The sequence below is a fragment of the Tenacibaculum sp. SM2510 genome (assembly GCF_057002845.1).
Map to the genome: position 1 here is coordinate 949773 of NZ_CP192703.1, position 25641 is coordinate 975413.

At 31.1% G+C, this 25641-nt stretch carries 23 protein-coding genes and 4 tRNA genes; 14 read left to right on the forward strand and 13 right to left on the reverse strand.

All coding sequences use genetic code 11. The annotated features are described in order from the left end of the window. Window positions 1–24: 24 nt before the first annotated feature. The 11 genes from ACQ629_RS04205 (at window position 25) to ACQ629_RS04255 (ending at window position 11693) form a co-directional block, all read left to right on the forward strand. The gene (locus tag ACQ629_RS04205) at window positions 25–807 is read left to right on the forward strand and encodes a tetratricopeptide repeat protein (protein WP_483706698.1); all 783 of its coding nucleotides are present in this window, start codon (window positions 25–27) and stop codon (window positions 805–807) included. Window positions 808–899: 92 nt separating this feature from the next. Next, window positions 900–1406 carry a 6,7-dimethyl-8-ribityllumazine synthase gene (gene ribH / locus ACQ629_RS04210; RefSeq protein ID WP_483706699.1) on the forward strand — a complete coding sequence of 169 codons (507 nt, stop codon included), beginning with the start codon at window positions 900–902 and terminating at the stop codon, window positions 1404–1406. Between the two features lie 177 nt (window positions 1407–1583). Beyond that, the gene (locus ACQ629_RS04215) at window positions 1584–1868 is read left to right on the forward strand and encodes a riboflavin synthase subunit beta (protein WP_483706700.1); all 285 of its coding nucleotides are present in this window, start codon (window positions 1584–1586) and stop codon (window positions 1866–1868) included. After that, window positions 1868–3727, forward strand: coding sequence for a DNA mismatch repair endonuclease MutL (mutL, locus tag ACQ629_RS04220; protein ID WP_483706701.1), 1860 nt, complete (start codon window positions 1868–1870; stop codon window positions 3725–3727). The genes ACQ629_RS04215 and mutL overlap by 1 nt, the downstream gene beginning before the upstream one ends. Window positions 3728–3736: 9 nt before the next feature. Next, window positions 3737–4462 (forward strand): rhomboid family intramembrane serine protease, encoded by a 726-nt coding sequence (locus ACQ629_RS04225; protein WP_483706702.1) that lies wholly within the window; start codon window positions 3737–3739, stop codon window positions 4460–4462. 38 nt (window positions 4463–4500) lie between these two features. Continuing rightward, the gene (locus ACQ629_RS04230) at window positions 4501–5358 is read left to right on the forward strand and encodes a rhomboid family intramembrane serine protease (protein ID WP_483706703.1); all 858 of its coding nucleotides are present in this window, start codon (window positions 4501–4503) and stop codon (window positions 5356–5358) included. 4 nt (window positions 5359–5362) lie between these two features. Beyond that, complete coding sequence (locus ACQ629_RS04235; RefSeq protein ID WP_483706704.1) at window positions 5363–6376, forward strand: endonuclease/exonuclease/phosphatase family protein; 1014 nt, start codon at window positions 5363–5365, stop codon at window positions 6374–6376. Window positions 6377–6459: 83 nt separating this feature from the next. Then, a complete protein-coding gene (locus ACQ629_RS04240) occupies window positions 6460–7860 on the forward strand; it encodes an FAD binding domain-containing protein (RefSeq protein ID WP_483706705.1) in 1401 nt (466 codons plus the stop codon). After that, window positions 7860–10115: a xanthine dehydrogenase molybdopterin binding subunit gene (locus ACQ629_RS04245; RefSeq protein WP_483706706.1), complete on the forward strand. Its 2256-nt coding sequence runs from the start codon at window positions 7860–7862 to the stop codon at window positions 10113–10115. Before ACQ629_RS04240 ends, ACQ629_RS04245 begins: the two co-directional genes overlap by 1 nt. A gap of 170 nt (window positions 10116–10285) precedes the next feature. Beyond that, a complete protein-coding gene (locus tag ACQ629_RS04250) occupies window positions 10286–10660 on the forward strand; it encodes a hypothetical protein (RefSeq protein WP_483706707.1) in 375 nt (124 codons plus the stop codon). 82 nt (window positions 10661–10742) lie between these two features. Further along, complete coding sequence (locus tag ACQ629_RS04255; RefSeq protein ID WP_483706709.1) at window positions 10743–11693, forward strand: XdhC family protein; 951 nt, start codon at window positions 10743–10745, stop codon at window positions 11691–11693. Between the two features lie 29 nt (window positions 11694–11722). Here the strand turns inward: ACQ629_RS04255 and proC are convergent, their stop codons facing one another. The 6 genes from proC to ACQ629_RS04285 form a co-directional block, all read right to left on the reverse strand. Beyond that, window positions 11723–12529 carry a pyrroline-5-carboxylate reductase gene (proC, locus tag ACQ629_RS04260; RefSeq protein WP_483706710.1) on the reverse strand — a complete coding sequence of 269 codons (807 nt, stop codon included), beginning with the start codon at window positions 12527–12529 and terminating at the stop codon, window positions 11723–11725. Window positions 12530–12577: 48 nt separating this feature from the next. Next, entirely contained in the window at window positions 12578–12769 is a 192-nt protein-coding gene (locus tag ACQ629_RS04265) for a hypothetical protein (RefSeq protein WP_218771113.1), read from the reverse strand. 526 nt (window positions 12770–13295) lie between these two features. Beyond that, entirely contained in the window at window positions 13296–13958 is a 663-nt protein-coding gene (locus ACQ629_RS04270) for an HAD family hydrolase (RefSeq protein WP_483706712.1), read from the reverse strand. Window positions 13959–14013: 55 nt separating this feature from the next. After that, complete coding sequence (locus tag ACQ629_RS04275; protein ID WP_483706714.1) at window positions 14014–14640, reverse strand: tetratricopeptide repeat protein; 627 nt, start codon at window positions 14638–14640, stop codon at window positions 14014–14016. Between the two features lie 4 nt (window positions 14641–14644). Beyond that, on the reverse strand, window positions 14645–15064 hold the full coding sequence (locus ACQ629_RS04280; RefSeq protein ID WP_483706715.1) for a DUF2141 domain-containing protein: 420 nt from the start codon (window positions 15062–15064) through the stop codon (window positions 14645–14647). 111 nt (window positions 15065–15175) lie between these two features. Beyond that, window positions 15176–17332, reverse strand: coding sequence for a TonB-dependent receptor (locus ACQ629_RS04285; RefSeq protein WP_483706716.1), 2157 nt, complete (start codon window positions 17330–17332; stop codon window positions 15176–15178). 223 nt (window positions 17333–17555) lie between these two features. On the opposite strand from ACQ629_RS04285, the gene pdxH reads away from it, so the two are divergent. Genes pdxH through ACQ629_RS04300 form a run of 3 tightly spaced genes read left to right on the forward strand, consistent with a single transcriptional unit; the run spans window position 17556 to window position 19627 of the window. Continuing rightward, window positions 17556–18203 (forward strand): pyridoxamine 5'-phosphate oxidase, encoded by a 648-nt coding sequence (pdxH, locus tag ACQ629_RS04290; RefSeq protein WP_483706718.1) that lies wholly within the window; start codon window positions 17556–17558, stop codon window positions 18201–18203. A 30-nt stretch (window positions 18204–18233) separates the two neighbouring features. Next, the gene (locus ACQ629_RS04295) at window positions 18234–18722 is read left to right on the forward strand and encodes a SixA phosphatase family protein (protein ID WP_483706719.1); all 489 of its coding nucleotides are present in this window, start codon (window positions 18234–18236) and stop codon (window positions 18720–18722) included. 11 nt (window positions 18723–18733) lie between these two features. Next, window positions 18734–19627: a Ppx/GppA phosphatase family protein gene (locus ACQ629_RS04300; RefSeq protein WP_483706720.1), complete on the forward strand. Its 894-nt coding sequence runs from the start codon at window positions 18734–18736 to the stop codon at window positions 19625–19627. Between the two features lie 66 nt (window positions 19628–19693). Here the strand turns inward: ACQ629_RS04300 and ACQ629_RS04305 are convergent, their stop codons facing one another. The 7 genes from ACQ629_RS04305 to ACQ629_RS04335 all read right to left on the reverse strand — a co-directional run bounded on the left by ACQ629_RS04305 (window position 19694) and on the right by ACQ629_RS04335 (window position 25592). Then, window positions 19694–21139 carry a DUF389 domain-containing protein gene (locus ACQ629_RS04305; RefSeq protein ID WP_483706721.1) on the reverse strand — a complete coding sequence of 482 codons (1446 nt, stop codon included), beginning with the start codon at window positions 21137–21139 and terminating at the stop codon, window positions 19694–19696. 115 nt (window positions 21140–21254) lie between these two features. Then, on the reverse strand, window positions 21255–22370 hold the full coding sequence (locus tag ACQ629_RS04310) for a C1 family peptidase (protein WP_483706723.1): 1116 nt from the start codon (window positions 22368–22370) through the stop codon (window positions 21255–21257). A gap of 62 nt (window positions 22371–22432) precedes the next feature. Then, window positions 22433–24832 carry a TonB-dependent receptor gene (locus ACQ629_RS04315; RefSeq protein WP_483706724.1) on the reverse strand — a complete coding sequence of 800 codons (2400 nt, stop codon included), beginning with the start codon at window positions 24830–24832 and terminating at the stop codon, window positions 22433–22435. 118 nt (window positions 24833–24950) lie between these two features. Further along, a tRNA-Tyr gene (locus ACQ629_RS04320) sits at window positions 24951–25033 on the reverse strand. Between the two features lie 50 nt (window positions 25034–25083). Beyond that, a tRNA-Lys gene (locus tag ACQ629_RS04325) sits at window positions 25084–25156 on the reverse strand. 231 nt (window positions 25157–25387) lie between these two features. Then, a tRNA-Tyr gene (locus ACQ629_RS04330) sits at window positions 25388–25470 on the reverse strand. A 49-nt stretch (window positions 25471–25519) separates the two neighbouring features. Beyond that, window positions 25520–25592: transfer RNA gene (locus tag ACQ629_RS04335), tRNA-Lys, on the reverse strand. Window positions 25593–25641: the final 49 nt, after the last annotated feature.

Below are 25641 nucleotides of genomic sequence, written 5' to 3' on the forward strand. Positions count from 1 at the left end.
GTCGCCACTAATTTTTAAGCAATTATGGCTACATACAAGAAAAGAGGTTATAAACCTAAAAAAGAAAAGTTTGCACAGGAAGAAGTAGAAAACTTTGATGAATCTCAAAGTACTACAGCCGAAGTATTTAATACTTTAGACGATACTGCTAACAAATCTGAACAATGGATTGAGAAAAACAGCAAACCATTATTTTACGGACTGGTAACAGTTGCTGCTTTAATTTTAGGATACTTAGCATACACTAAATTTGTTGCTGAACCTAACGAACAAGAAGCATCTAACGAGTTAGCTTACCCGAGAACTTTCTTTGCAAAAGCTACTATATCTGCAGGTGTTGCAGCTGATTCTTTATATAATTTAGGATTAACTGGTGCTGATGGAAAATATGGTTTTACTGATATAGCTGCTGAATTTAGCGGAACTAAAGCAGGAAACTTAGCTAATTATTATGCAGGTATTTCTTACTTAAAAATGAAAAAATACGAAAAGGCGATTGAGTATTTAAGTGATTTTAATTCTGATGATGAATTATTAGGCCCAACTGCCTTAGGTGCTATTGGTGATGCTTTTGCTGATATTAATCAACCAGAAGATGCTTTAGCTTATTACCAAAAAGCAGCCAATAAAAAAGACAATGACTTTACGTCTCCTTTATTTTTATTCAAAGCAGCTCAAATTGCTATGAACTTAAAGGATTATAGTACTGCTGAAAAATTATACACAAGCATTAAAGAAAAATACGCAACTACAGATCAAGGTAGAGATATTGAAAAATATATCAACAGCGCAAAATATGCTCAATAATTAAATATTTCGTTATTACGAGGAAAATAGCAACGTAATCTCTTTCTTAAAAAGATTGCTTCATTTTATTCGCAATGACATAAAAATAATATATGGCAACAACAAATTTATCATACTACGATAAAGCTTCAATCCCAAATGCGAAATCTTTTCGATTTGGGATTGTTGTTTCAGAGTGGAATCCTGAAATTACTGGTAACCTACAAAAAGGAGCTATCGAAGCACTTTTAGATTGCGGCGCAACAGAAGCGAATATTATTTCTTGGGAGGTACCCGGAAGTTTTGAATTGGTGTACGGTTGTAAAAAAATGATAGAATCTCAAAAAGTAGATGCTGTTATTGCAATTGGAAACGTAATTCAGGGAGAAACAAAACACTTTGATTTTGTATGTGAAGGAGTAACTCAAGGAATTGTAGATTTGAATATTAAATACGATGTTCCTGTAATTTTCTGTGTTTTAACCGACAATACTAAGCAACAATCTATAGATCGTTCTGGAGGAAAACTAGGAAACAAAGGTATTGAATGTGCTGTAGCCGCTGTTAAAATGGCTGCTATTAAAAATTCGGAAAAACCAAAAGGTTCTTTAGGATTTTAAATACTACAAAAAATACAATTAAAATATAAAGAACCAAGATGCTTATCATTTTGGTTCTTTTTTTAACTTTAATTTAGCCATAATTTTTGACCACTTATTCATAATTCAGTAACTTTGAATTTCGTCTTTATTTGGTGTAATTTTTGTTACACTACAGTATTTTAAAAGCAACATTTTATGGGATTTATTAAAAGAGAAAATAAAAAGTTCGATTACAAGCCAACCTATTACAAAGGCGAAGGAAATCCGTACCAAGTAAAGCATAAATTTGATAAATACCGTACAACTGTTGGAAAATCAAAAGGCTTAAAGGGTAAGTTTACTGATGCTATTAATGAATTTAAAAGTTCTGAAAATGGCGGATTTAACCCTACAATCATAATTATAATTGCTGTTTTATTACTTTTATTTTTATTTTTTATCGATTTTGATCTTTCTATATTTCTATCTAAAAACAACTAATGTCAGATATTATACAATTACTTCCTGATCATGTAGCTAATCAAATTGCTGCAGGTGAAGTAGTACAAAGACCCGCCTCTGTAGTTAAAGAATTAGTAGAAAATTCTATTGATGCAGGCGCTAGTTCTATAAAACTCTTAATAAAAGATGCCGGTAAAACGTTAATTCAAGTAATCGACGACGGTAAAGGTATGAGCGCTACCGATGCACGTTTAAGTTTCGAGCGTCATGCTACTTCAAAAATTAAAGATGCCCAAGATTTATTTAATTTAAATACCAAAGGGTTTCGTGGAGAGGCCTTGGCTTCTATCGCGGCGATTGCGCATGTTGAGTTAAAAACAAAACAAGAAGATGAAGAGCTGGGGACTCAAATAAAAATAGAAGGAAGTAAAATTGTTTCTCAAGAAACTGTTTCAACTTCTAAAGGAACAAGTATTGCTGTTAAAAACTTGTTTTATAACATACCTGCAAGAAGGAATTTTTTAAAATCAGATACTATTGAAACGCGTCATATTGTAGATGAATTTCAAAGAGTTGCCTTAGCGCACCCTAATATTTCTTTTTTATTACATCACAATAATACAGAGGTTTATCATTTAAAGAAAAGTAATTTACGCAAACGAATTGTAGCTATTTTCGGCGCAAAGATGAACGAAAAATTAGTTCCCATTTCTGAGCAAACCGATATTATTACCATCAACGGATTTACTGCTAAACCTGAGTTTGCTAAAAAGAAAAGAGGTGAACAATATTTTTTTGTAAACAATCGATTTATAAAAAGTTCTTACTTAAATCATGCCGTTTCTAATGCTTTCGAAGGTTTACTAGAGCACGGTTCGCATCCGTCTTATTTTTTATATTTAGAAGTGCCGCCTAATAGCATCGATATAAATATACATCCAACAAAAACTGAGATTAAGTTTGATAATGAAAAAGCATTATATGCTATTTTACGTGCTACTGTAAAACATAGTTTAGGGCAATATAATGTTGCACCGGTATTAGATTTTAACAGAGACGCTACGCTTGATACTCCGTATGATTATAGCAAAAACAAAAGGACATCATCTTCTGTACCTCCGATTAGTGTAGACCCTACATTTAATCCGTTTAAAACAGAAACTAGCTACGAATCAAAATCAAATAACTCAAACGACTCACAGGGTTCTAAATCGGTAAGTTATCAGTCTAATTTCAAAAAAGACACCAGCAACTGGGAAGCTTTATATACCAATACAGAACCGTTAGATACAATAAAACAAGAACAGCTTTTTGAAAGTCATCAAGAAACCGAAACCGGTAAAACTTTTCAAATTCAAAAAAAATATTTATTAAGTTCTATTAAATCTGGGGTTGTTTTAATCAATCAATCACTAGCACATCAACGTATTTTATACGAAGAGTTTTTAGAGAATATCACCGTAAAAGAAGCTAGTAGTCAACAATTGCTATTTCCTGTAAATATTTCTTTTTCTAAAGCAGATATTGAAATGATATATACGATAAAATCCGATTTAGAAAGTGCAGGTTTTATGTTTGATGAATTTACTAAAGAAAGTGTTGTTATTGGCGGAATACCAACATCTATAAGCGAAAGTCAAATCACTTTAATTTTAGAACAATTATTAGACGACATTAAGTTAGAAGTACCTGATACTAGCTTTAGTCATTTTGATGTAATGGCAAAATCTTTTGCAAAATCATTGGCTATAAAAACAGGAACAGTACTATCTACTAAAGAACAAGAAAACTTAGTTGACGATCTATTTTCTTGTAAAGAACCAAATACATCGCCTTTTGGTAAGCCAACGTTTAAAACATTGACTTTAAACGAAATTGACACCATTTTTAATAAATAAAATAAAAACATGGGAAAATTAACTGACGCTATAAAACATTTAATAATCATTAACGTGATTATGTATTTTGCGCCACAATTTTTAAATTTAGACTTAACAAATATATTTGCTTTACATTATCCACAAAACGAGCATTTTGGTGTTTGGCAATACGTTACGCATACTTTTATGCATGGCGGAACAATGCATTTACTTTTTAACATGTATGCGTTATGGGCTTTTGGTACACCTTTAGAACAAATGTGGGGTAGAAATAAATTTATATTTTTTTACTTCTCTGCAGGTATAGGTGCCGGACTAATATATACACTTGTAAATTACTACCAATTTAATGGTATTTATGAGCAAATAGCTGCCTCAGGTATTTCTCCTTCAGAAATACAAAAAATTTTAACTACCGGACATTATAATGAAAATATCATAACCCTTTCTAACAGAACAATGAGCGAGTTTTACAGCTTGTACCATACGCCTGCCGTTGGTGCTTCTGGTGCTGTTTATGGTATTTTAGTTGCCTTCGGATTAACGTTTCCGAATGCAAAACTAGCTTTGATCTTTTTTCCAGTGCCAATTGCAGCTAAATACTTTATTCCGGTAATGATTGCTAGTGATTTATTTTTTGGAGTTACAAAATACTCAATTGGTAATATTGCGCATTTTGCACATATTGGAGGCGCTATTATTGGTTTTATTATTGCTTGGTATTGGAAAAAAAAACAGTTCAAAACTCATTAATGTAGTATATTAGATTCCTTGAAAGAAAAAGAAAATTGATGAATACTTTAGATAACTTAAAATATCGTTTTAAAAATGCAGGTATTGTAGAACAACTTATCTACGTAAATCTTGCTGTTTTTTTATTGGTTTTTATTACCAATACTTTTGGATTTTTATTTCAATCTAATAATAATTTATTAGTTGAATGGTTTTCTTTACCAGCCAACTTTGATGAATTTTTATACAAACCGTGGACAATTATTACTTACGGATTTTTACACACCAGTTTTCTTCATATACTATTAAACTTAGTTGCTTTATTCTATATCGGGCATCTTTTTAAACAATATTTCACCTCTAAGCAATTACTAAATTTTTATCTTTTAGGAACCTTATTTGGCGGAATTATTTTTATTGCTAGTTATAATTTTTTCCCTGCACTACAACGTGTTGCAGATAATAGCGTGCTTTTAGGAGCATCGGCAGGAATTTCAGCAATTTTTATAGGAATAGCAACATACATACCTAATTATCAATTAAAGTTCCCGTTAATTGGTTTTGTGAAACTATGGACGTTAGCTTGTATTTGGATAGCTATTGATATTATACAAATACCTGCAGGTAATGCTGGCGGACACCTTGCACACATTGGTGGTGCTATATTTGGATTTTTATATGTTGTACGAGCTAGCAATAAAGAATTAGAGATTTTAAAACCACTAAAAAAGTTTTTTGAGAAAAAGGAAAAACCTTTAAAAACAGTTTATAAATCTGGAAAAAAGCCATCAAAAAACAACTACAAAAAAACAGAAGACCAAGCTGAAATAGATCATATTTTAGATAAAATAAGTAAATCAGGTTATGATACTTTAACAAAAAGCGAGAAAGATTTTTTATTTAAACAAGGTAAATAATTAAATGAAAAAATATTCACTTGTCCGTAAGTTGATGTTCTTTATCAATTCAGTTTTTGCAACTGTTTTGTTGCTCTGTTATGTGTTACCTTTTCTATCTCCAAAAACAATCCCTGCACTTGCCGTTTTTAGTTTATTTGTACCTTTATTAGTTATTTTAAATATTGCTTTTTTTATATACTGGTTACTTAAACTACATAAAAACGCTTTATTATCGCTACTTATATTAGTAGTTGGCTATTTCATTTCTCCGCCTTTAATAAAATTTTCTAATAAAGAATTAATATTAAATAACGACTTAAAAGTGATGAGTTATAATGTGCGATTATTCAATCATTATAAACACTTAGAAGATAGCACTACCGAACAAAAGATTTATGCTTTTATCGACAATGAAGATCCCGATGTTCTTTTAATGCAAGAGTTTTACAGATCTAAATCATTAGACATAAATCTTCCTTATAAATACATTAAAACCAAGTCGAAAGCTAATAAATTCGGACTAGCTATTTACTCGAAATATCCGATTATAAACTCGGGCTCTTTAAATTTTAAAAACAGTGCTAACAATACTATTTTTACTGATATTTTAAAAAATAAAGACACAATTCGCGTTTATAATGTACACTTAGAATCCTTGAAAATAAATCCGGAGAAAGTAAATTTCGGAGAGAAAGATTCCGAACACTTATTTAAACGTTTGTCTAGCGGTTTTAAAAAACAAGTAAGTCAGGCTGAACTTATCTTACAACATGAAACTTTATGGAAAGGTAAAAAAATTATGTGTGGTGACTTTAACAACACTGCATATTCTTGGGTTTACAACAAATTATCTAAAAACAAAAAAGATACTTTTTTAGACGCTGGTATTGGCTTAGGTAAATCTTTTAGATATATCTACCCTATGCGTATCGATTTTATTTTTACTGATAACAAAGCAACTATAAATCACTACAAAACATATAGTGATATTAAATTATCAGACCACTACCCTATTATGACACGTTTAAATTGGTAATTTTAAGAATCCTATAGTTCTTTTTTTAAAACTATAAATACTAACCAAACACTTCGTACTATTTCGTATCTTGCCCTTTGCATATGGTACAATTTATACTCAACAATCAGATTATTAAAACACCTGTAAATTCAGGTATTACGCTACTCGATTTCATTAGAGATCATCAACAACTAAAAGGTACAAAAATCGGTTGTCGCGAAGGCGATTGTGGAGCCTGTACAGTTTTAATTGGCACATTAGAAGGCGACAATGTAAACTACAAAAGTATTACTTCTTGTATTTCTCCTTTAGGAAACGCAAATGGTAAACACATTGTTACTATAGAAGGAATTAACTTACCCAAGAGCTTAAATACTGTTCAAGAAGCGATGACTAGCAATTACGCTACTCAATGCGGATTTTGCACGCCTGGTTTTGTAGTTTCTATGACTGGTTTTGCTTTAAGCAACAATAATAACACTACATGTAATGATGCCATTAGTGGTAATATTTGTAGATGTACTGGTTATAAATCTATCGAAAAAGCAGGTTTAGAAGTTGAAGAAAAATTAGCTAATAAAGACGATAATCATCAAATAGATTGGTTGATTAAAGAAGGATTTATTCCTAATTACTTTGAAACAATTCCTGATCAATTAAAAAAAATAGGGGCAACAAATCCTAAACAAACAAAAGGAATAAAAGTTGCTAACGGAACCGATTTATATGTTCGCTCCGCGGATAAAATGGCTGACGAACAGGTTTATTTATTAGCAGATAAAAAAACATTATCTGGTATTTTTTTTTCTAAAGGAATTTGCACTTTAGGTGCGAATACAACGGTTACTGAAATTGCAGAAAACAAAAAACTACAAACTTTATTTCCGAAGCTACAGCAGTTTATGAAATTAATTTCATCGGAACAAATTAGAAATATGGGAACCATTGGCGGTAATTTCGTTAATGCGTCACCAATTGGCGATATGTCTATCTTCTTTTTAGCTTTAAATGCTACTTTAACAATTATTAAAGAAGACGAATCAGAACGTCATATTTCATTTCAAGAATTTCATCAAGATTACAAAAAATACGATTTAAAAGAAAATGAAGTTTTAAAGGCTATTTCCTTTAAAGTTCTTCAAAAAAATGAAGCTTTTAATTTTGAAAAAGTAAGCAAACGTACCCATTTAGATATTGCGAGTGTTAATGCAGCTGGTAGAATATCAATAGAAAAAAACACTATTATTGAAGCTCATTTTTCGGTAGGTGGCGTTGCTGCGATTCCGAAATACTTATATAAAACGAATGACTATTTAATAGGGGAAAAGATTAATTCTGATACTATAATAGCAGCACAAAAAATACTTCAATCAGAAATTTCACCAATTAGTGATGTAAGAGGAACATCAGAATACAAACGTTTATTAGCTAAACAATTATTCTTTGCTCATTTTATTGAATTATTTCCGAATCTAATCGAACTAAAAAAACTAATTGCCTAATGAGAAACATAGATAGTTATACACATGTTCGAGGAGAATCGTTATTTGTAGACGATTTAATGCTGCGCCAAGATGCTTTAATAGGCTTATGTTTTGATTCGCCAAAAGCGCATGGAAAAATAAAATCGGTAGATTATTCTAAAGCAGAAGCTTTAGATGGTGTCGTAAAAATATTTACCTACAAAGATGTTTTAGGGGAAAATCAAATCGGAGGAATTATTCCTGATGAACCATTATGGGCAGAAGATGAAGTACATTTCTGGGGGCAACCAATTGCTTTTATTGTTGCTAAAACAGAAGCTATTGCTAAAAAAGCAAGAGCTTTAATTACAATTGATATCGAAGAGCTTCCTGTAATTACAACAGCTAAAGAGGCTAAAGAAAAAAATAGTTTTATAAACGCACCTCGCTCTTTTAAACTTGGTGACTCATCTGGTTCTTTTTCTGAATGTGAATATGTTTTTGAAGGTGAAACATTCTCTAACGGACAAGAACATTTATATTTAGAAACACAAGGTTGCTACGCTGTTCCGTTAGAAAACGGAAACATCAAGCTAACGTCTTCTACCCAAGGACCAACACAAGTACAAAAAACAGCTGCTAAAGTATTGGGAATTCCGATGCATAAAATAGAAGTAGACGTTATTCGCTTAGGCGGTGGTTTTGGTGGTAAAGAAGATCAAGCAACTCCTTGGGCAGTTATGACAGCAGTTGCTGTGCAACATTTAAATCGCCCAATAAAATATATGTTAAATCGTCATGACGATTTACGCATGACTGGTAAGCGCCACCCATATTCATCTTTCTATAAAATAGGATTAACAAAAGACTTAAAAATTAAAGCCTTTGAAGTTGAGTTTTTACAAAATTCTGGTGCTGCTGCCGATTTATCTCCAGCAATTGCAGAACGAACTTTATTTCATGCCACAAACAGTTATTTTATTCCGAATGTAAGCACTACTGTATTTAGTTGTAAAACTAATTTACCACCCAACACTGCTTTTCGTGGTTTTGGAGGGCCACAAGGAATGTTTGTTATAGAAAGTGCGATTGCAGATGCAGCAGATAAAATAGGCATCAATAAAAAACAAATACAAGAAGTTAATTTGTTAGCTGAAAATGATGAGTTTTCATACGGACAAATTGCGACACAAGTTGAAGCTAAAAATACATGGTTTACTGCTAAAAATACTTTTGAATTAGAAAAATTAGAAGCTGAAAAAATTTCTTTTAATAAAGAAAATAATAGATTCAAGAAAGGCGTATCGTTAATGCCAATTACTTTTGGTATTTCATTTACAAACACACAAATGAATCATGCGCGTGCATTAGTTCACATTTATCAAGACGGTAGTGTGGGAATTTCTACAGGAGCTGTAGAAATGGGGCAAAGTGTAAACACTAAAATGCTGCAAGTAGCGCAAACTGTTTTAGGCGTTTCAGCTACTAAATTAAAGCTAGAAACTACCAATACAACCCGTGTTGCAAACACTTCGCCAACTGCAGCGAGTTCTACTGCAGATTTAAACGGAAAAGCCGTTGAAATGGCTTGTAACGCATTAATTGAAAGATTAACTAAAGTTGCTGCTATATTAACTTCGTCCGAAGAAAAAAACATTTATTTTCAAGAGGATTTTGTTTTTATTAATGGTGAAAAATCTACTATTTCATGGGAAGATGTAATTAGTCAAGCCATGATGCAACGTGTTGCTTTAACTGAAAATGCTCATTACGCTACACCTATTATTCATTTTGATAAATCTAAAGAAAAAGGACATCCGTTTGCCTATCATGTTTACGGAACAGCAATTACTACAGCAACGGTAGATTGTTTGAGAGGAACTTATGAAATTGATGCCGTAAAAATTGTACATGATTTCGGGAAATCTATGAATTTAGGAATTGATATCGGTCAAGTTGAAGGAGCTTTAGCACAAGGAATTGGATGGATGACAATGGAGGAAATTGCTTACAATTCTGACGGATGTTTATTATCGAATGCATTATCTACTTATAAAGTTCCAGATATTTTTTCTACGCCGAAAATAGTAGAAACGATTCCTGTTAAAACAGCAGGAAATGATATGGCCATACAAAAATCGAAAGCGGTAGGAGAACCTCCTTTAATGTACGGAATTGGTGCTTATTTTGCGATTCAGGAAGCTGTTAAAGCATTTAATCCTAATTATAAATTAAAGTTTCACTCGCCTTTTACACCAGAAAAAGTATTAATGGGCTTGTACGAAAACCAATAACAGTTATTTAATATTTATAGATTCTTTTACCTATAAACTCTAAAAATAAAAAATCAATCAAACTACAATACACCAAACAAAATATATTAAAAGGTGCTATTATTTATAGCACTGGAGATACGATTGCAGCACTTTTATTAAACGATTTTTCTATATATCGGTTACTCGGAATGTTGTTAATCGGAGCAACCATATATGCTTTTGAAATTCCTAATTATTTTATTTGGATTGATAAAAAAACAGCTTCTTTTACCGGCATAAAAAAAACGGTAGCAAAAACAGGTTTGGCTATCGCCTATTTTAATCCGATATGGGTTTTTAGGCACTTAGCTTTTATTAAATTGTTGACAGGTAATTATGATCAAATAAATGCAAATTTATTAACCATTGCATTGCTGTCTTTTACTGTAAACATTCCTATATCATTTACTGTTAATTTTATCATCCAAAATAAAATACATTTAAATTGGCGTTTTATAGCAAGTGCAATTTTCTCTGCTTTAATGGCAATTTATTACGCTTTAAGTGAAACAATTTTTAATTAATTCATCATTCAAATAAGATACTGTAGCCTTCTTTAAAAGATAACTTCATCATACTTATTCGCCATGACGGTAATAACAATCAATGAAACTCTGGAAATACATATTAGATAAAATCAAGGACCATCAAAAAGTATATGTCTTAACAGTTATTGAAAACTTTGGGAGTTCTCCTGGCAGAAAAGGTTTTAAAATGCTAGTTGCCCAAGACGGATTTATTTTTGGTTCTGTAGGTGGTGGCGTAATGGAATTTACTTTGGTTGAAGAGGTTCAAAATCTTTTGCAAAATGAAGATTCATCTATATTTATAAAAAAACAGATTCATAAAGGTAATATCGAAAACGGATCTGGAATGATCTGTTCTGGTGAACAAACAATTGCTTTTCATTGTTTAGATTTTAAGCATACAACTGTAATTGAAAGTATTATAAACTGTATTCAAACAGGACAAAACGGAACATTAAATTTAACGCCTAACTCATTCTGTTTTTCAAAAAAACAACAAGAAAATCAATTTAATTATCAAATTGATTCAAATACTGATTGGTATTTTAATGAATATATAGGTTTTAAAGAGACTTTATATATTGTTGGCGGAGGGCATGTTGGGGTAGCTGTTTCAGGAACTTTTGTAAAACTTGGGTTTTATGTAGTTGTTTTTGACAATAGAGAAAACCTCAACACACTCGAAAATAATAATTTCGCACATAAAAAATTAGTTATTGATTATAATGATATCAACAACCATATTCCCGAAGGAAAAACAAGTTATGTAGCTATTATGACCAATAAATACACCGATGATAAATTGGTTTTAAGTAAACTACTTAAAAATGATTATAAATTTATTGGTGTTTTAGGCAGCAAGGCTAAATTAGAAACAATGTGGCAGGTTTTACGAAACGAAAAATACTCACAAAAAGAGTTACAAGCTGTATATGCTCCTATTGGTTTATCAATAAAAAGTGAAACTCCAGAAGAAATTGCCATTAGTATCGCTGCTCAAATCATTCAGCTAAAAAATTCACATAAATAGTTTTAAAAACAAGGTAGGTTAAACTAATCTTAATGCTCCTCCCCTAGTTCTACAGCTCTACTAAAAGCAGCAAAAGCCGCTTCTTTTATCAACTCATTTACATTGTTATCTTCCATTGAATCTAAAGCTGCACGTGTTGTACCTCCTTTTGACGCTACTTTTTCCATCCAAGAATTAGGTGAAATATTCGATTGGTTAAAAAGCTCGATAGCTCCTGAAAAGGTTTGAGTAACTAGCACTGTAGAATCTTTTTTCGAAAAACCCATTTTTAATGCTGCCTCCATCATACTTTGCATAAAGTAAAAAACATAGGCAGGTCCACTTCCTGAAATCCCTGTAGAAGCGTCAATTAATTTTTCACTAGAAACCTGAATAGATTTACCTGTAGTAGCTAATAAACTTTCTACCGTTAGCATTTCTATTCTAGATACTTCATCAGAAACCACGAAAGAGGTTAAACCTTTTCCTATTTGTGCTGGTAAATTTGGCATTGCTCTAACAATCTTTTTTAAGCCTGTTAGCTCTTCAATAGACTCTATAGTAACACCTGCCATTATAGATACTATTATTTGCTCGTTTTGCACAAGTGGCTTTATAGTATTAAACACATTAATTGCGTGGTGTGGTTTTACAGCGATAAAAATAATATCAGCCTTAGGAACACAATCTTCTAGTTTCTCAAAAGTATCAAAATGTGCTATTTTATGAAGCTCTTTAAGTTTTTCTTCAGATTTATCTAAAACCATAATATTCTTTTTCTTAAGAAGTTTAGATTTAGACATTCCTTCTGCATAGGTTAACCCCATATTTCCTGCACCAATAACAAGTACTTTCATGTGTTTTTATATTTTTAGATAAAGTTAGATTGTTGATTTATAAAAGTACTATACGAATAACATACAGTCTTCACAATCTTTTACTTCCCCATAATACGTTTCTCTATATTTATGTACAGTTTTAAGAGGTAACCCAAGTAAGTATTTTTTAATATATGTTACTTTTGTCGTCAGTTCACCCATAGGGATACTGTATCTTTTTTCTTGAATAGTTTTTCTTTTTATATATATCAGTTTCATATAATTATTTTTAATTAATATTATTTTTATAAAGGAATCATGCTGTTATAGCTAATTAATAGCCGTAAACATTTAGAAAAGTAACAAAGTGCTTTTACACCTATTCTTACTTAACTTAATAAGTTGAATAGGTAATATTGCAATATTTTTAAAGTATGTAGCGATAGCCTAATTAAAGACTGACTGTTCTTAACAGAAAAAAATGTTACAAGACTTAGCTTGTAAATTAAGAAGCAGGAGGTATGAATTTATCTGATTGATTTCTAAAAACCAGATAATTAAAAGTTAATACTCGTGAATTTTTTTGTTCAGTATTTTTCTGTACCATAGTGCAAATTTACAAAAACAAACAACCACCAACAAATACTCTTTGTTAAGATTATTATAAAGCTAAATATTTAAAAATAAAATACTTACCTGCAAATTATTACACTAATAATTATAAACTACTATTATTACAAATAACATAATTATATACCTTAAAACTATTAAACCAATTATTTTATGAGGTAATAATTGATAAAAACTAAACAATGTTTTTTACTAAATTATATCTAATTTCAGTATAATTAGAGATTATTTCCTGTGCTAATGTGTAATCTTGCGCTTTAGAGTGCTCACTTTTATACGCTACACAATAAATTCCGCCATCATAAGCAGCTTTTATTCCGTTTGTAGAATCTTCTATAACCAAACACTCCTCTTTCTTAAAACCTGCAATTTCAGCTGCTTTTAAAAAAATTTCTGGATGTGGTTTTGAAGCCTTTAAATCTGCTCCACTAATCTTTCCTTTAAAGTATTGATTTAAATCAAATTTATTAAAAACATTATCAATCGTTACCATAGAAGCAGATGATGCTAAAACGAGTGTTATTCCGTTTGCATAATAATCTTTAATTAAATCTAAAACACCTTCTAATAATTGCAAATCATTTTTATCAGAAAAAAAGAGCTCTTTAAAAAAAGCTCTTTTGTAAGCAACTAATTCGGTAGCTGCTATCGATAAGTTAAACTTGCTAACTAAATCTTTACAAATATCTATGGTTGATTGCCCTGTATAAGCATTATATAATTCCTGAGAAACTTCGATACCCACTTTAGCAAACATTAAAAAATATGCTTTTTTGTGTAAAGGTTCGGTGTCTACAATTACACCATCCATATCGAATAAAACTGCTTTTAAAGCCATTGTGTTTAGTTTGTGTTGTTTTACAAAAATAAGCAATTGCCTGTTTAGCTAGCTATTATTTTTTCTCGCATTGTTTTAACGCCTCTTCTGCCCTATCAAACATAAATTTAGGATAAAATTTTTCTGTTATTTTTTCTTTTTTAGCTAATTCAATAGCTCTTTTAATATCTTTACAAAAAGGTGCTGTAGATTGACCGAAAAAATTAGCAGCTCCCATATCTGCTTGTGCTTTACTTAATATAATTCTTGGGTTGTTAGGCGCTAATTTAAATGCTTTTGAATATAACGCTCCGTTTTTCATAGACATTGACATTCCGTATTTCTGTCCGTCAAAAGCCATGTAAGCCGTATTTAATAATGCTTGTGTTATTAAAATTTCTGGGTTGTTAGGTGAAACAGCTGTTGCAGCATCTAAAAACTCTTGGGCCTTGTTAAGTTTCGCTTTTAAAACAGTTTCGTCCTTTATACCAAAACTTGCAATAATTTCAATTGTTGCTGCGTAGTATGGAGGTAACCAATTTTCTTTTTCTGCTTTAGAAATACGTTCAAATAACTGACTAGCTTCTGTTGTTTTGTTTGATTGCCAAAGCTCGAAACCTTTGGTCATACCTTTTTCATATTTACTTTGCGCTGATAAATTTATAGCTAATAGTAATACTAGTAATGTGATTATTTTTTTCATCTTTTTAGTTTATCTTAATTGATAGTTTTATATTTTTAGATACTTCAAACTTTGCATTTTTATATTTTGGCGGTCCCATAAAACCTGTCGCATTATTAGAAATACCTATTGGTTCTTTCGGTATTCCGAAAAAATTTGTATCCATTTTTTTGTTATCATTTTCATCGTGAAAGGCAGAAACAGCGTAAGTTCCTATTGCTATATCATTTAATATTACTGTTGCTTTTTTATTAATAACTTTTACAACGGTTCCTTTTAAAGGTTTCTTTAAGAAAGAATCTTCAGAGTTATATAAAGCGATATATAAATCTCCTTTGTCTGATTTCATTCCACTGAACTCTAAAGTAATTGTCTGTTTTTCTTGAGCTACAGAACCTAAAACTCCACTTAAAATGATTATTGCTGTTAAAATGATTTTCTGCATTGTTTTTGTTTTTTTATTGATGATTCAAATATCTTGACTTTCTTTCTCTTTTTATCAAGAATAGCGCCGAATTGTTGTTTTTTATTACTCAACTGTACTTTTTCTATTTAATTACAAATTATCTAATTGATTGTCTTTCTTATTATCGCTAATTGTCCAAAAGAAACCAACAAAGAAAAACCGATCTGCATTAGGCACAATTGCTTGCCTATCAAAAACACCGTTCATATTTGGTGTGTTTTTATAATTATAACCAAATACATTCTGATGTCCTAAAACGTTATTTACTGAGAAATACAATATTTTTTGCTGACTAATTAAATACGCCCAATTTACACTTACCGAATTGTAATTTTTGGTCTTGTTATTTAAGAAGCCTGTTTCATTCGGATTCGTGTAATTTCTACCAGAAGCAAAGTTGTAACTAAACCCTACTTGACTTTTCATGTCTTTAATAAAATGTTTTCCTACTACTGATAAATTATGTGCCGATGCAAAATTTGGAGTAGCCGTTGTTGGGTAGTTTTTATAATCTCTTTCCGTATCTAAAAACGAATATGAAATCCAATAATCGGTATTTTTTATACTTTTATTATCTCTCCAAAAAACATCAATTCCTTTAGCGTAACCTGTTCCTAAATTAGAATAATTAGTCGTTGGTAAAAAAGAATCTGTGTCATATTTCACTAAATCTTGATACTTTTTATAATAGCCTTCTACTCTAAAAATCTGTTTGTTTTTTACATATTGATAATTAGCTATAAAATGTGACGTGTTTTCTGCTTTAAAATCAGTGTTGAATTTTAAATAATCATTTTTAGGATTCTGAAAAAAGCGTCCGTACGCAAAAGAAAACTGTGCGTTTTTTCCTGACTTATAAGCAATAGATGCCCTTGGCGAAATGGTAAACTCATTTAACAACTCAGAATAGTCACCACGAATACCTATTTTTGATGCTAATTTTTTAGAGAAAAACATATCAGCCTCTGCATAAGTTCCTAAAATATTATTATCAAATCCGTATTTATAAGTTTCATTAGTTACGTTCTTATAATTTTCTTTAAAATCGGTGACAAAATACTCCGCTCCGAAATTTAATTTAAATCGATTCGAAAAACGTTTCTTCATCGCTACTTTAAAATGTGCTGAGTTTTCTTCATCAGTAATTTCATCATCAGCTACTTTAATAGTAGCTTGATCATTTGTAAAACTTACACCTGTGGCAATTTTCCATCCATCACCAAAACTATTTTTATAAGAGCTATTAAAATATAAGTTTCTGTTTGTTAATCCGAAGCGCACACCTTCTTCATAATTTATATCTTCTTGCGTTAAATCAAAATCAGTATAACTAAATGCTCCGTACACTTTTAATAGCGATTCGTTTTTAAACTTAAAACGATATACTGCCTCACCACTTAACGATTGCACTGGTTTATGCCACGTATTTCTGTCAGGAAAAGCCGATTGATACGGTGCTAAATTAATATACGATGCATTAACACTTAATGAGTTTTTGCCAAAAACTTGTGTATTACCAACTCCTAAACCAACTGTCATAAAAGACAAATCTGTTTTTTCTTCAACCACTTCATCCGTTGTATTCAATAACAATACACTCGATAATGCTTGTCCGTATTCTGCTGAATAACCTCCCGTAGAAAAAGTGATTCCTTTAAATAAAAAAGGAGAAAATCGACCACGAGAAGGAATATTATTTGCTGATGGCGAGTACGGTTTAAACACTCTAATTCCGTCTACAAAAATCTGGGTTTCTTCGGCATCACCACCCCGAACGAAAAGCCGCCCATCTTCATCAACTGTTGATGTTCCTGGTAAGGTCTGTAAAGCACCTACAAAATCGCCCAACGCACTCGCAGTAGTTACAACATCTAACGGTTTTAAAGCAGTTACTTTTGCATTGTCTCCGGCTTCAAAAGTTCCGGCGTTTATAGTTACAGCATCTAAAGTATTTACATCTTCACGTAATTTAATTTTTAGCTTATTAAGTACAGTTACATCTGCTGCTTTTGAGAATGTTTCAAAAGAGATAAAAGAAACTATTAATGTTTTCACTCCTTTTTCTGATGTTGAAAAAGAAAAATATCCTTTAATATTTGTAGATCCGCCATCGTATGTTCCGTCTAAATACACATTTACCCCTTCAATCGGATTTCCTTTTTTATCGGTTACATTTCCTGAAATAGTGGTTTGTGCTATTATAGAACCCTGAATAAATAAACATAAAATTACTACTAAGTTTTTCATCGTTTTGTTATTTGATTGGTCAAAAATGCTTCCTTTTTAAAACTTAACACAAAAAGTCATACTGAACTGTATAAAATTAATGATGAATTGTTCTTTTATCAGAAATTAAATACTATTTACTTAAAAATTACTCTTTTTATTTATAAGGATTCGTAAAATTTAAGACTATAAAAGGCTGTAAAACTCATGAAAACTGTATTTTTACATAGTATAAAAAATCACAATGTCACACGACTTAAGTAACCATAGAAAATCTTACGAAAAGCAAGAACTTTTAAAAGAGAATTGCCCAGAAAACCCAATTGAATTATTTAGAAATTGGTTTTTAACTGCCGATGCATCTGAAATTGTAGATGAAGCTAACGCAATGAGCATTGCATCAATAGGTTTAGATGGTTTTCCTAAAAGCAGAATTGTATTGTTAAAAAAGTACACTTGGGAAGGTTTTATTTTTTACACCAATTATAACTCTGAAAAAGGAAAAGCTATTTTGAATAACAACAACGTGTGTCTTTCTTTTTTCTGGGCTGGTTTAGAACAACAAATAATTATAAAAGGAAAAGCCGAAAAGTTATCAGAAAATTTATCTGATGGTTATTTTGAATCAAGGCCCAACGGAAGTAAACTTGGTGCTTGGGCTTCTAACCAAAGTGATGTTGTTACTTCTCGTGCAGAACTTAATGAGCAACTAAAAGAAACAACAGAAAAATTTAACGGTAAAGAAATTGTAAGACCACCACATTGGGGCGGTTTTATGGTTAAACCAATATCTATTGAGTTTTGGCAAGGACGCCCTAACAGAATGCATGATCGTATAAGATATACCTTGCTAAAAGATTTATCTTGGAAACTTGAACGTTTAGCTCCTTAGTTTTATATTTACACAGCTATTAAAAATTAAATGAAAACACTTTATATTGTTCGCCACGCAAAATCTTCTTGGAAGTACGAAAGTATAGAAGATATTGATAGACCTTTAAAAGAAAGCGGTATTAAAGACGCACATCTTTTATCGAAATACCTATCTAAAGAAATAAAAAGACCAGATGTATTTGTATCTAGTAGTGCTAACAGGGCACTACATACTGCTGTTATTTTTTGCGAAAACTTTAAATACCCTCTTGCTAACCTTAAAATAAAACGTCAGTTATATAGTTTTAGCGATGGGTATTTAGTAAAAACTGTAAAAGCTTTAGATGATAGTTTTGACAGTGCTATTATATTTAGTCATGACCACGGAATTAATAGTTTTGTAAATAAATTTGGCGATAAGCCTATTGCTCACGTATCTACTTGTGGTGTAGTTGGTATTCAGTTTGAAGAAAAACATTGGAAAAATATAAAAAAAGGAAGTACTAGTTTAGTAGAATTTCCTAAAAACCATAGATAAATCTATATAGTTTGAAAATTAAAAAATACGGTGCGATAGATATAGGTTCGAATGCTGTAAGACTTTTAATAGCAAATGTTATTGAAGAAAAAAATAAAGAACCTCAATTTAAAAAATCATCATTAGTTCGGGTTCCTATTCGTTTAGGAACAGACTCTTTTGTTTCCGGTGTTATTTCTGAAGAAAACACCAACAGAATGGTTGATGCAATGGAAGCTTTTAAATTACTTATGAAGGTTCATGGTGTTGAAAGATACAAAGCCTGTGCCACCTCAGCAATGAGAGAAGCCAAGAACGGAACCGAAGTCGTTAATACTATTTTTAAAAAAACCAGTATAGAGATTGATATTATTGATGGTAAAAAAGAAGCTGCCATTATATTTGCTACCGACTTAAGTCAATTAATAGAATCAGATTTAACATACCTTTATGTTGATGTTGGTGGTGGTAGTACAGAATTCACCTTGTTTTCTAAAGGAAGAATTGTTAAATCGAAATCTTTTAAAATAGGTACTGTGCGATTAATCAACAATAAAAAAACAGAAAACAAAGCCATTTTCAAAGAAGTACAAGAATGGATTGAAGGAAATACTAAAATATATAAACGTATTTCTTTAATAGGTTCTGGCGGAAACATTAATAAAATATTTAAAATGTCGGGTAGAGACATTGGTAAACCAATTTCTTACATATACTTAAATGCTCAGTATCAATTCTTAAAAAAGATGAGTTATAGTGATCGAATTTCTGAATTAAGTTTAAATCCTGATAGAGCAGATGTTATTGTCCCTGCAACTAAAATTTATCTTTCTGCTATGAAATGGAGCGGAGCTAGAAAAATATTTGTCCCTAAAATCGGACTTTCTGATGGAATTATAAAAAGCTTATACCTTAATAAATTATAAACATTTCTTTTAAGCAAAACAAAAAACCGAGCACTTGCTCGGTTTTTTGTTTGAAATGGATTGTTTTTACTTCACTAAAGTAATCTTTAATTTAAGTTCTTTTTGCAACCATGTTTTAAGTTCTTTTTCGTTCTTTTTCACAATTGAATCTGCCAGTTTAGGGTTCCACCTTACTGATAATTCAGGAATTGTATCAACCTTTATAAAATCTTTAGAAGACAATTTTTTAGAAAAACTGATTTCTTTAATATCATTAAATCTAATTTTAGCTTCTTTTGCTACTTTACTAAATGGCACACTATTTTTATCTCTATCTAAAGCGTTTTGCTCTATATTAGTATTTAACCTTGAAATTGTGCTTTTTAAATCTTCAATTTCGCGATGTAAGCCTTTTATTATATTATCTTTTAAATCTAAATCAGTAATTGCTCTATCATAAGCATCTACTACTCTATCTACACTACGTGCTTTGTTTTCATTTATTACCAACTCGTAAGTGTCTAACTTTGCATAGGTTTTTAATTCATTTCTTAAAAAGGTTTCTGTTGCATCAGTTACATCTCCATTAAAGAACAAGTTTACTTTTTTAGTATCTCTATGAATTTTTTCTCTTTGCAACCATAAATCTTTATTAGACTCTATTTTCTCTTTTAAAAACTTCTTATAACTTGCATTTACAACGCTTTCTTTATAAACACTGATAAACGTAAATACCGCAGGTACCATAACTAAAAAGGCTACAAAAGATGCTAAACGAGCAATTCGTTTTCTTTTTACAGAATTTACGTAACGAATCATTGTAAACCCTAATAATTTTAACACTAAAAATGTTGCTAATGCTATAAATATGGTGTTAATAATAAATAAATACATGGCACCAAAAAAGTAATCGAAATTACCAATTGCCAAACCATAACCTGCTGTACATAAAGGTGGCATTAATGCTGTTGCAATTGCAACTCCAAAAATAACAGAAGCTATTGTTCCTTTTTTTGTTCGTGCTATAATTAAAGCTAAACCTCCAAAAAAGGCGATTAATACATCTCTAATATCTGGTTTTACTCTACCTAATAATTCAGACGTATCTTCTTTTAATGGAAATAGAAAGAAAAAGAAAAACGCGGTTAATAAACTCAACACAATCATCGTTGCTAAGTTGATCAATGACTTTTTTAATGTATCAATATCGTTTATAGCAATAGACATTCCTATTCCTAAAATAGGCCCCATTAGAGGTGATATTAACATGGCACCAATTACAACTGCTGTAGAGTTTGCATTTAAACCTATAGAAGCCACAAATATTGAGCATATTAAAATCCAAGCTGTTGCTCCTTTAAACGGAATATCAACTTTTATCGCTTCAATTGTTTCCTCTTGATCGGTGTCTTCTCGAAAATCTAATAACTCAACAATAAACTTTTTAGAACTCTCCCACAAACCCTTCGCATCTTCTTGAATTGCTTGTTTAGATTGCTCTACACTTTCTTCCTGATTTATTTTCTCCTCCATTTAAATTGTTTTTATAACTTGCGAAAGATACAAAATTCCTTATTTATTTTATAAAAATAATAAAAGCTCAAAGAGGTTTCTTTGAGCTTTATATTCTTCTAATTATAGGATCAAATTAATTGATTTTCAATTTCTTTCTTAAATCGTTTGACATACCATCTTTATGAACTAAGACAGAAATAGTTTTTAATTTAAAATAAGGAATAGACATGTATACATATCCGTTGTTTCCTTGCTTTCTTCCCCAAGAATTTTTCACTTTAAAATACTTATTTCCTTGCTCATCTTTAACCAAACCTACAATGTGCATTAAGTGATCGTCTGTAGTATTAAAATTTTCGAATTCTGATTGACGGAAATTTGGCGTTATCTTTTTTTCTTTTACAATTTCTTTTAATCCCTTCTCACTATCTAAACTACTAGCAGGTATAAATGCTACTCCGTTTTTTGATGAAAATGTTTTTTCAGAAACATCACAGTCTAATTCAACCGTAAAACCTTTTTCTAAAGCATTTTCTGTTACAGTAACCAATTCATTTAAAGGAACATTATAAAACGACCCGTTTGAAAAATTATCAGGAATATTTAAAACAAAATCTTCATACATTTTAGCATGCTTAAAAGAAGTAATTGTTACGTAATTTGACGGGGTTATTTTCACGTACTCAGCAAAACTTTTTGGCGTATACTCTTTACCTTCAAACTCGAACTTTGTTTTATTTTCCCCTAAATAAACATCTAAAACACTTTCTGTTGCTTTTTTCCATTTCGGACTTAACTCATTAGCCGGATTTTTAATATACGCATCTAGCATCGATTTTAAAACAGCTACAACCTCAGCGTGATTATGTGATTCTTGACCTACATCTAATCCAGAGAAAACTTGCTCTGGCACTAACCCGTATCTCGCAACAGAATTAATAACATCATGCCCTAAACCACCTTCACTAAACTGTGCTTTCCCTTGCCTATATAAATAATTGCTTGCTTTATCTGAATACGTATTACGAACGGTATACATTTCTGATAAGTCGATATTTTTACCTGTTAACCGAATAATTTCAGACTCTAAAAATGACGTTGTAGAAAAACTCCAACAAGTACCCGTATTTCCTTGGCTTTTTACTTGCGTGTTTTCGATATCCTTTATCGTTTTAAACTCATATTCTTGAGCTGCAATAGCACAAATACTTAAAACGCTAAAAGCGGCTCCTATAAATAAATTTTTCATGTGTGAATTTTATTAATAGAGCAATTTACAGTTTTTATAATAACATTAAAAATTTCAAACTGCTAAAAATCTACAATTACACCTATTCTAGGCAAAGCTCTTCCTGACGTATTTTCAATTTCTTCTAACAGATATCTTGAATTATCGCTAGGATCTGAAACTCTACCGTTTTCATCTTCTATTGGTAATAAATACGGCTGCTGATTTGAGCTACTTGCATAAATATTCTGAATATCAACATATAAATTAATAGCTACTTTTTTTAAAAACCATGTTTTATCTACCCGAACATCTAACTGCGTGTAACTATCAAAACGTTGATCATTTAACTTTGTGTAATCTAAAATACCACTGTTTACAACATCGTAGTTTTCTTTTAATGAAGAAGCATCTCTATCGTAAGGTGTATAAGGTCTACCGCCAACTAATCTAAACTTAGCACCTACTTCCCAGTTTCTTTTTAATTTTTTACCTGCAGTTATCGTTATTAGGTGTTTGTTATCCCAAGTAGACGGAATATAATTACCTAGTGTATTTTTAAATTCACTTCTTACAAAAGTGTAAGATGCTATTCCGTATAATCCATTATATGATTTTTTCTGAGCAAGTACCTCAAATCCGTACGCTCTTCCTTTAGAATTAGATACAACTTCTTCATTACCTACCACTCCAAAATCTGCCCCTAAATTTGCCAAACTTATTTGATTTCTTACTGAAAAAGGATAATTACTATAGGCTTTGTAAAAACCTTCTAGAGTGATTTTAGAACTTGTGTTTGGATTGTATGCTAATCCGCTTACAAAATGATCAGATTGTATATATTTCAAACCTTGTTTATTTACAAAGTCACCTGTATTATTTTTAAAACCTAAAACTGTATAAGACGGTAGTTGATAGTAACGACCTACTGATGAATTTAAAGATAATTTATCAGTAAGATTATAACTTAAAGAAAGTCTTGGTGAAAATTGATTTAAAATATTTTTCATTTCACTATTATAATCAACTCCGTCAAATCTAAACCCAAAAGAAACTCCTAATTTATTGTTTAAATATCCTTTTGAAACTTGACCAAATACGCCGTATTTTATAAAATCAATTTCTGCGTTAAATATATCTTCAAAAACGCCATCTGAATTGGCTACTTTTCTATAGGTATTGTTAATGTATGTCGCTTTTTCTAAATTGGTCCCTATGTTTATTTTATAATCATTTTTAGCACTAAAGTTATTCTCGTATCTAAATTTAGTTTCTATTTCTTTAGAATCATAATCTAGTAATAAATTCGACGGTATTTCTTCATTCATAAAGTATTTTACAGCTGTATTCTTTAGTTCATTTCTGCTTAAAACAAATAAATGAGTAGCATCATTTGCAAAATATTTATAACTAGCTCCAATCGTATAGTTCCACTGACGATTTACAGGAACCGTATTTAAGAACACTTTATTGCTTTTTAACGTTTGCTCGTCTGTTTCCCCATCATTAACTGATGTATTCAGCTCAAAATCATCAATAGCTCCTAATGCAATTATAGATAGCTCACTATTTTTAGATAACTGTGAATTAACATTTAGCTGAAAATCATTATAGGTTGGTAAAAACGGAAGTTTAATTAACTTAAATAATAACTGAAGATATGATTGACGCACAGAAAACATAAAGGTAGTTTTATCTCCTACAGGACCATCTAGAGTTATACCCGCATCTGAAGTTCCTAAAGTTGCTCTTGTATTAAGAGCCGTTGGATTTCCTTTCTTTTGCGTAAACTCTATTACCGAACTTAATGTATTACCTCTATTTGCAGGAAAAGCACTTGAGTAAAAATCAACCTTACGAATTAAATCAGCGTTTATGATTCCTACAGGCCCGCCAGTAGCTCCTTGTGTTTGAAAATGATTAATTACAGGAACTTCAATTCCATCTAAATAAAACTTATTTTCTGATGTTGCTCCTCCTCTAATTATAATATCATTTCTAAAACCTGGGTTTGATGCTACTCCTGGAAATGATTGAATTACTTTTAAAACATCTCTATTTCCTCCTGGGTTTTTTTCTATCTCCGCAACACCTAAAGATTGTAATGAAAGTGGGCTTTCTAATGATTTTTTAAATAAGCTAGCCTTTACTTCTACCTCTTTTAAATTGGTCCTACTCTCTTTTAACTTTACAACAACAAAAGGCGCGTTATCATTTGTTACTAAATATTCGTCTGAAATTAACGTTTCGTATCCTATAAAAGAAACTTGCAACTTATTATACCCCAAAGGAACATTAGATATTTTAAAATTACCTTCCTCGTCAGATGCTGTTCCGATAGATGTTCCATAAATTAACACGTTTACAAAAGGAATCACTTCTCTTGTTTTTTCGTCGATTACCTTACCTGTGACTACTCCTTGGTCTTGACCTACAGATATAAATGCTTGTAACAAAAAGATAAATAAAAATAGATTTTTCATAAATGTAATAATTAATATAATACAATAATACAACAATGTTTAATAAAATCCTGAAAATGCTAAACAAAATATTTATTCAATGTAAAAAACCTCAATCTTTTTAGATTGAGGTTTTAAGTGGGGAGAGCAGGATTCGAACCTGCGAAGTCGTAAGACAACGGAGTTACAGTCCGTCCCAGTTGGCCGCTTTGGTATCTCCCCAAAGCTTTAGAAAAAAAATAAAAGCTTTTCTTATAAAGAAAAGCTTTTTGTGACCGGGCTGGGGCTCGAACCCAGGACCCTCTCCTTAAAAGGGAGATGCTCTACCAACTGAGCTACCAGGTCATTTATTTTTCTCCTTAGCGGGTGCAAATATAGATGCTATTTTCGATTTCACAAACTTTTTTTAAATAAAAAAACAGGAATAAAAATCAAAAAAACGGACATCCCTAAAAACCTGCGAGTTAGATCAAAAAATACTATACAAAAGATAAGTTTTACGTAATTAAAATAATGAGAGCTTTCAAAATTTATAGCGCATAAAAAACCTCAATCTAAAAAGATTGAGGTTTTAAGTGGGGAGAGCAGGATTCGAACCTGCGAAGTCGTAAGACAACGGAGTTACAGTCCGTCCCAGTTGGCCGCTTTGGTATCTCCCCAAAGCTTTAGAAAAAAATAAAAGCTTTTCTTATTAAGAAAAGCTTTTTGTGACCGGGCTGGGGCTCGAACCCAGGACCCTCTCCTTAAAAGGGAGATGCTCTACCAACTGAGCTACCAGGTCATTTATTTTTCTCCTTAGCGGGTGCAAATATACGCACCTTTTTCACTTC

What these genes read in the sequence shown, in the direction of transcription:
- ACQ629_RS04205 (WP_483706698.1), top strand. Translation starts at nt 25, where the DNA reads ATGGCTACATACAAGAAAAGAGGTTATAAACCTAAAAAAGAAAAGTTT.
- ribH (WP_483706699.1), top strand. Translation starts at nt 900, where the DNA reads ATGGCAACAACAAATTTATCATACTACGATAAAGCTTCAATCCCAAAT.
- ACQ629_RS04215 (WP_483706700.1), top strand. Translation starts at nt 1,584, where the DNA reads ATGGGATTTATTAAAAGAGAAAATAAAAAGTTCGATTACAAGCCAACC.
- mutL (WP_483706701.1), top strand. Translation starts at nt 1,868, where the DNA reads ATGTCAGATATTATACAATTACTTCCTGATCATGTAGCTAATCAAATT.
- ACQ629_RS04225 (WP_483706702.1), top strand. Translation starts at nt 3,737, where the DNA reads ATGGGAAAATTAACTGACGCTATAAAACATTTAATAATCATTAACGTG.
- ACQ629_RS04230 (WP_483706703.1), top strand. Translation starts at nt 4,501, where the DNA reads ATGAATACTTTAGATAACTTAAAATATCGTTTTAAAAATGCAGGTATT.
- ACQ629_RS04235 (WP_483706704.1), top strand. Translation starts at nt 5,363, where the DNA reads ATGAAAAAATATTCACTTGTCCGTAAGTTGATGTTCTTTATCAATTCA.
- ACQ629_RS04240 (WP_483706705.1), top strand. Translation starts at nt 6,460, where the DNA reads ATGGTACAATTTATACTCAACAATCAGATTATTAAAACACCTGTAAAT.
- ACQ629_RS04245 (WP_483706706.1), top strand. Translation starts at nt 7,860, where the DNA reads ATGAGAAACATAGATAGTTATACACATGTTCGAGGAGAATCGTTATTT.
- ACQ629_RS04250 (WP_483706707.1), top strand. Translation starts at nt 10,286, where the DNA reads ATGTTGTTAATCGGAGCAACCATATATGCTTTTGAAATTCCTAATTAT.
- ACQ629_RS04255 (WP_483706709.1), top strand. Translation starts at nt 10,743, where the DNA reads ATGAAACTCTGGAAATACATATTAGATAAAATCAAGGACCATCAAAAA.
- proC (WP_483706710.1), bottom strand. Translation starts at nt 12,529, where the DNA reads ATGAAAGTACTTGTTATTGGTGCAGGAAATATGGGGTTAACCTATGCA.
- ACQ629_RS04265 (WP_218771113.1), bottom strand. Translation starts at nt 12,769, where the DNA reads ATGAAACTGATATATATAAAAAGAAAAACTATTCAAGAAAAAAGATAC.
- ACQ629_RS04270 (WP_483706712.1), bottom strand. Translation starts at nt 13,958, where the DNA reads ATGGCTTTAAAAGCAGTTTTATTCGATATGGATGGTGTAATTGTAGAC.
- ACQ629_RS04275 (WP_483706714.1), bottom strand. Translation starts at nt 14,640, where the DNA reads ATGAAAAAAATAATCACATTACTAGTATTACTATTAGCTATAAATTTA.
- ACQ629_RS04280 (WP_483706715.1), bottom strand. Translation starts at nt 15,064, where the DNA reads ATGCAGAAAATCATTTTAACAGCAATAATCATTTTAAGTGGAGTTTTA.
- ACQ629_RS04285 (WP_483706716.1), bottom strand. Translation starts at nt 17,332, where the DNA reads ATGAAAAACTTAGTAGTAATTTTATGTTTATTTATTCAGGGTTCTATA.
- pdxH (WP_483706718.1), top strand. Translation starts at nt 17,556, where the DNA reads ATGTCACACGACTTAAGTAACCATAGAAAATCTTACGAAAAGCAAGAA.
- ACQ629_RS04295 (WP_483706719.1), top strand. Translation starts at nt 18,234, where the DNA reads ATGAAAACACTTTATATTGTTCGCCACGCAAAATCTTCTTGGAAGTAC.
- ACQ629_RS04305 (WP_483706721.1), bottom strand. Translation starts at nt 21,139, where the DNA reads ATGGAGGAGAAAATAAATCAGGAAGAAAGTGTAGAGCAATCTAAACAA.
- ACQ629_RS04310 (WP_483706723.1), bottom strand. Translation starts at nt 22,370, where the DNA reads ATGAAAAATTTATTTATAGGAGCCGCTTTTAGCGTTTTAAGTATTTGT.
- ACQ629_RS04315 (WP_483706724.1), bottom strand. Translation starts at nt 24,832, where the DNA reads ATGAAAAATCTATTTTTATTTATCTTTTTGTTACAAGCATTTATATCT.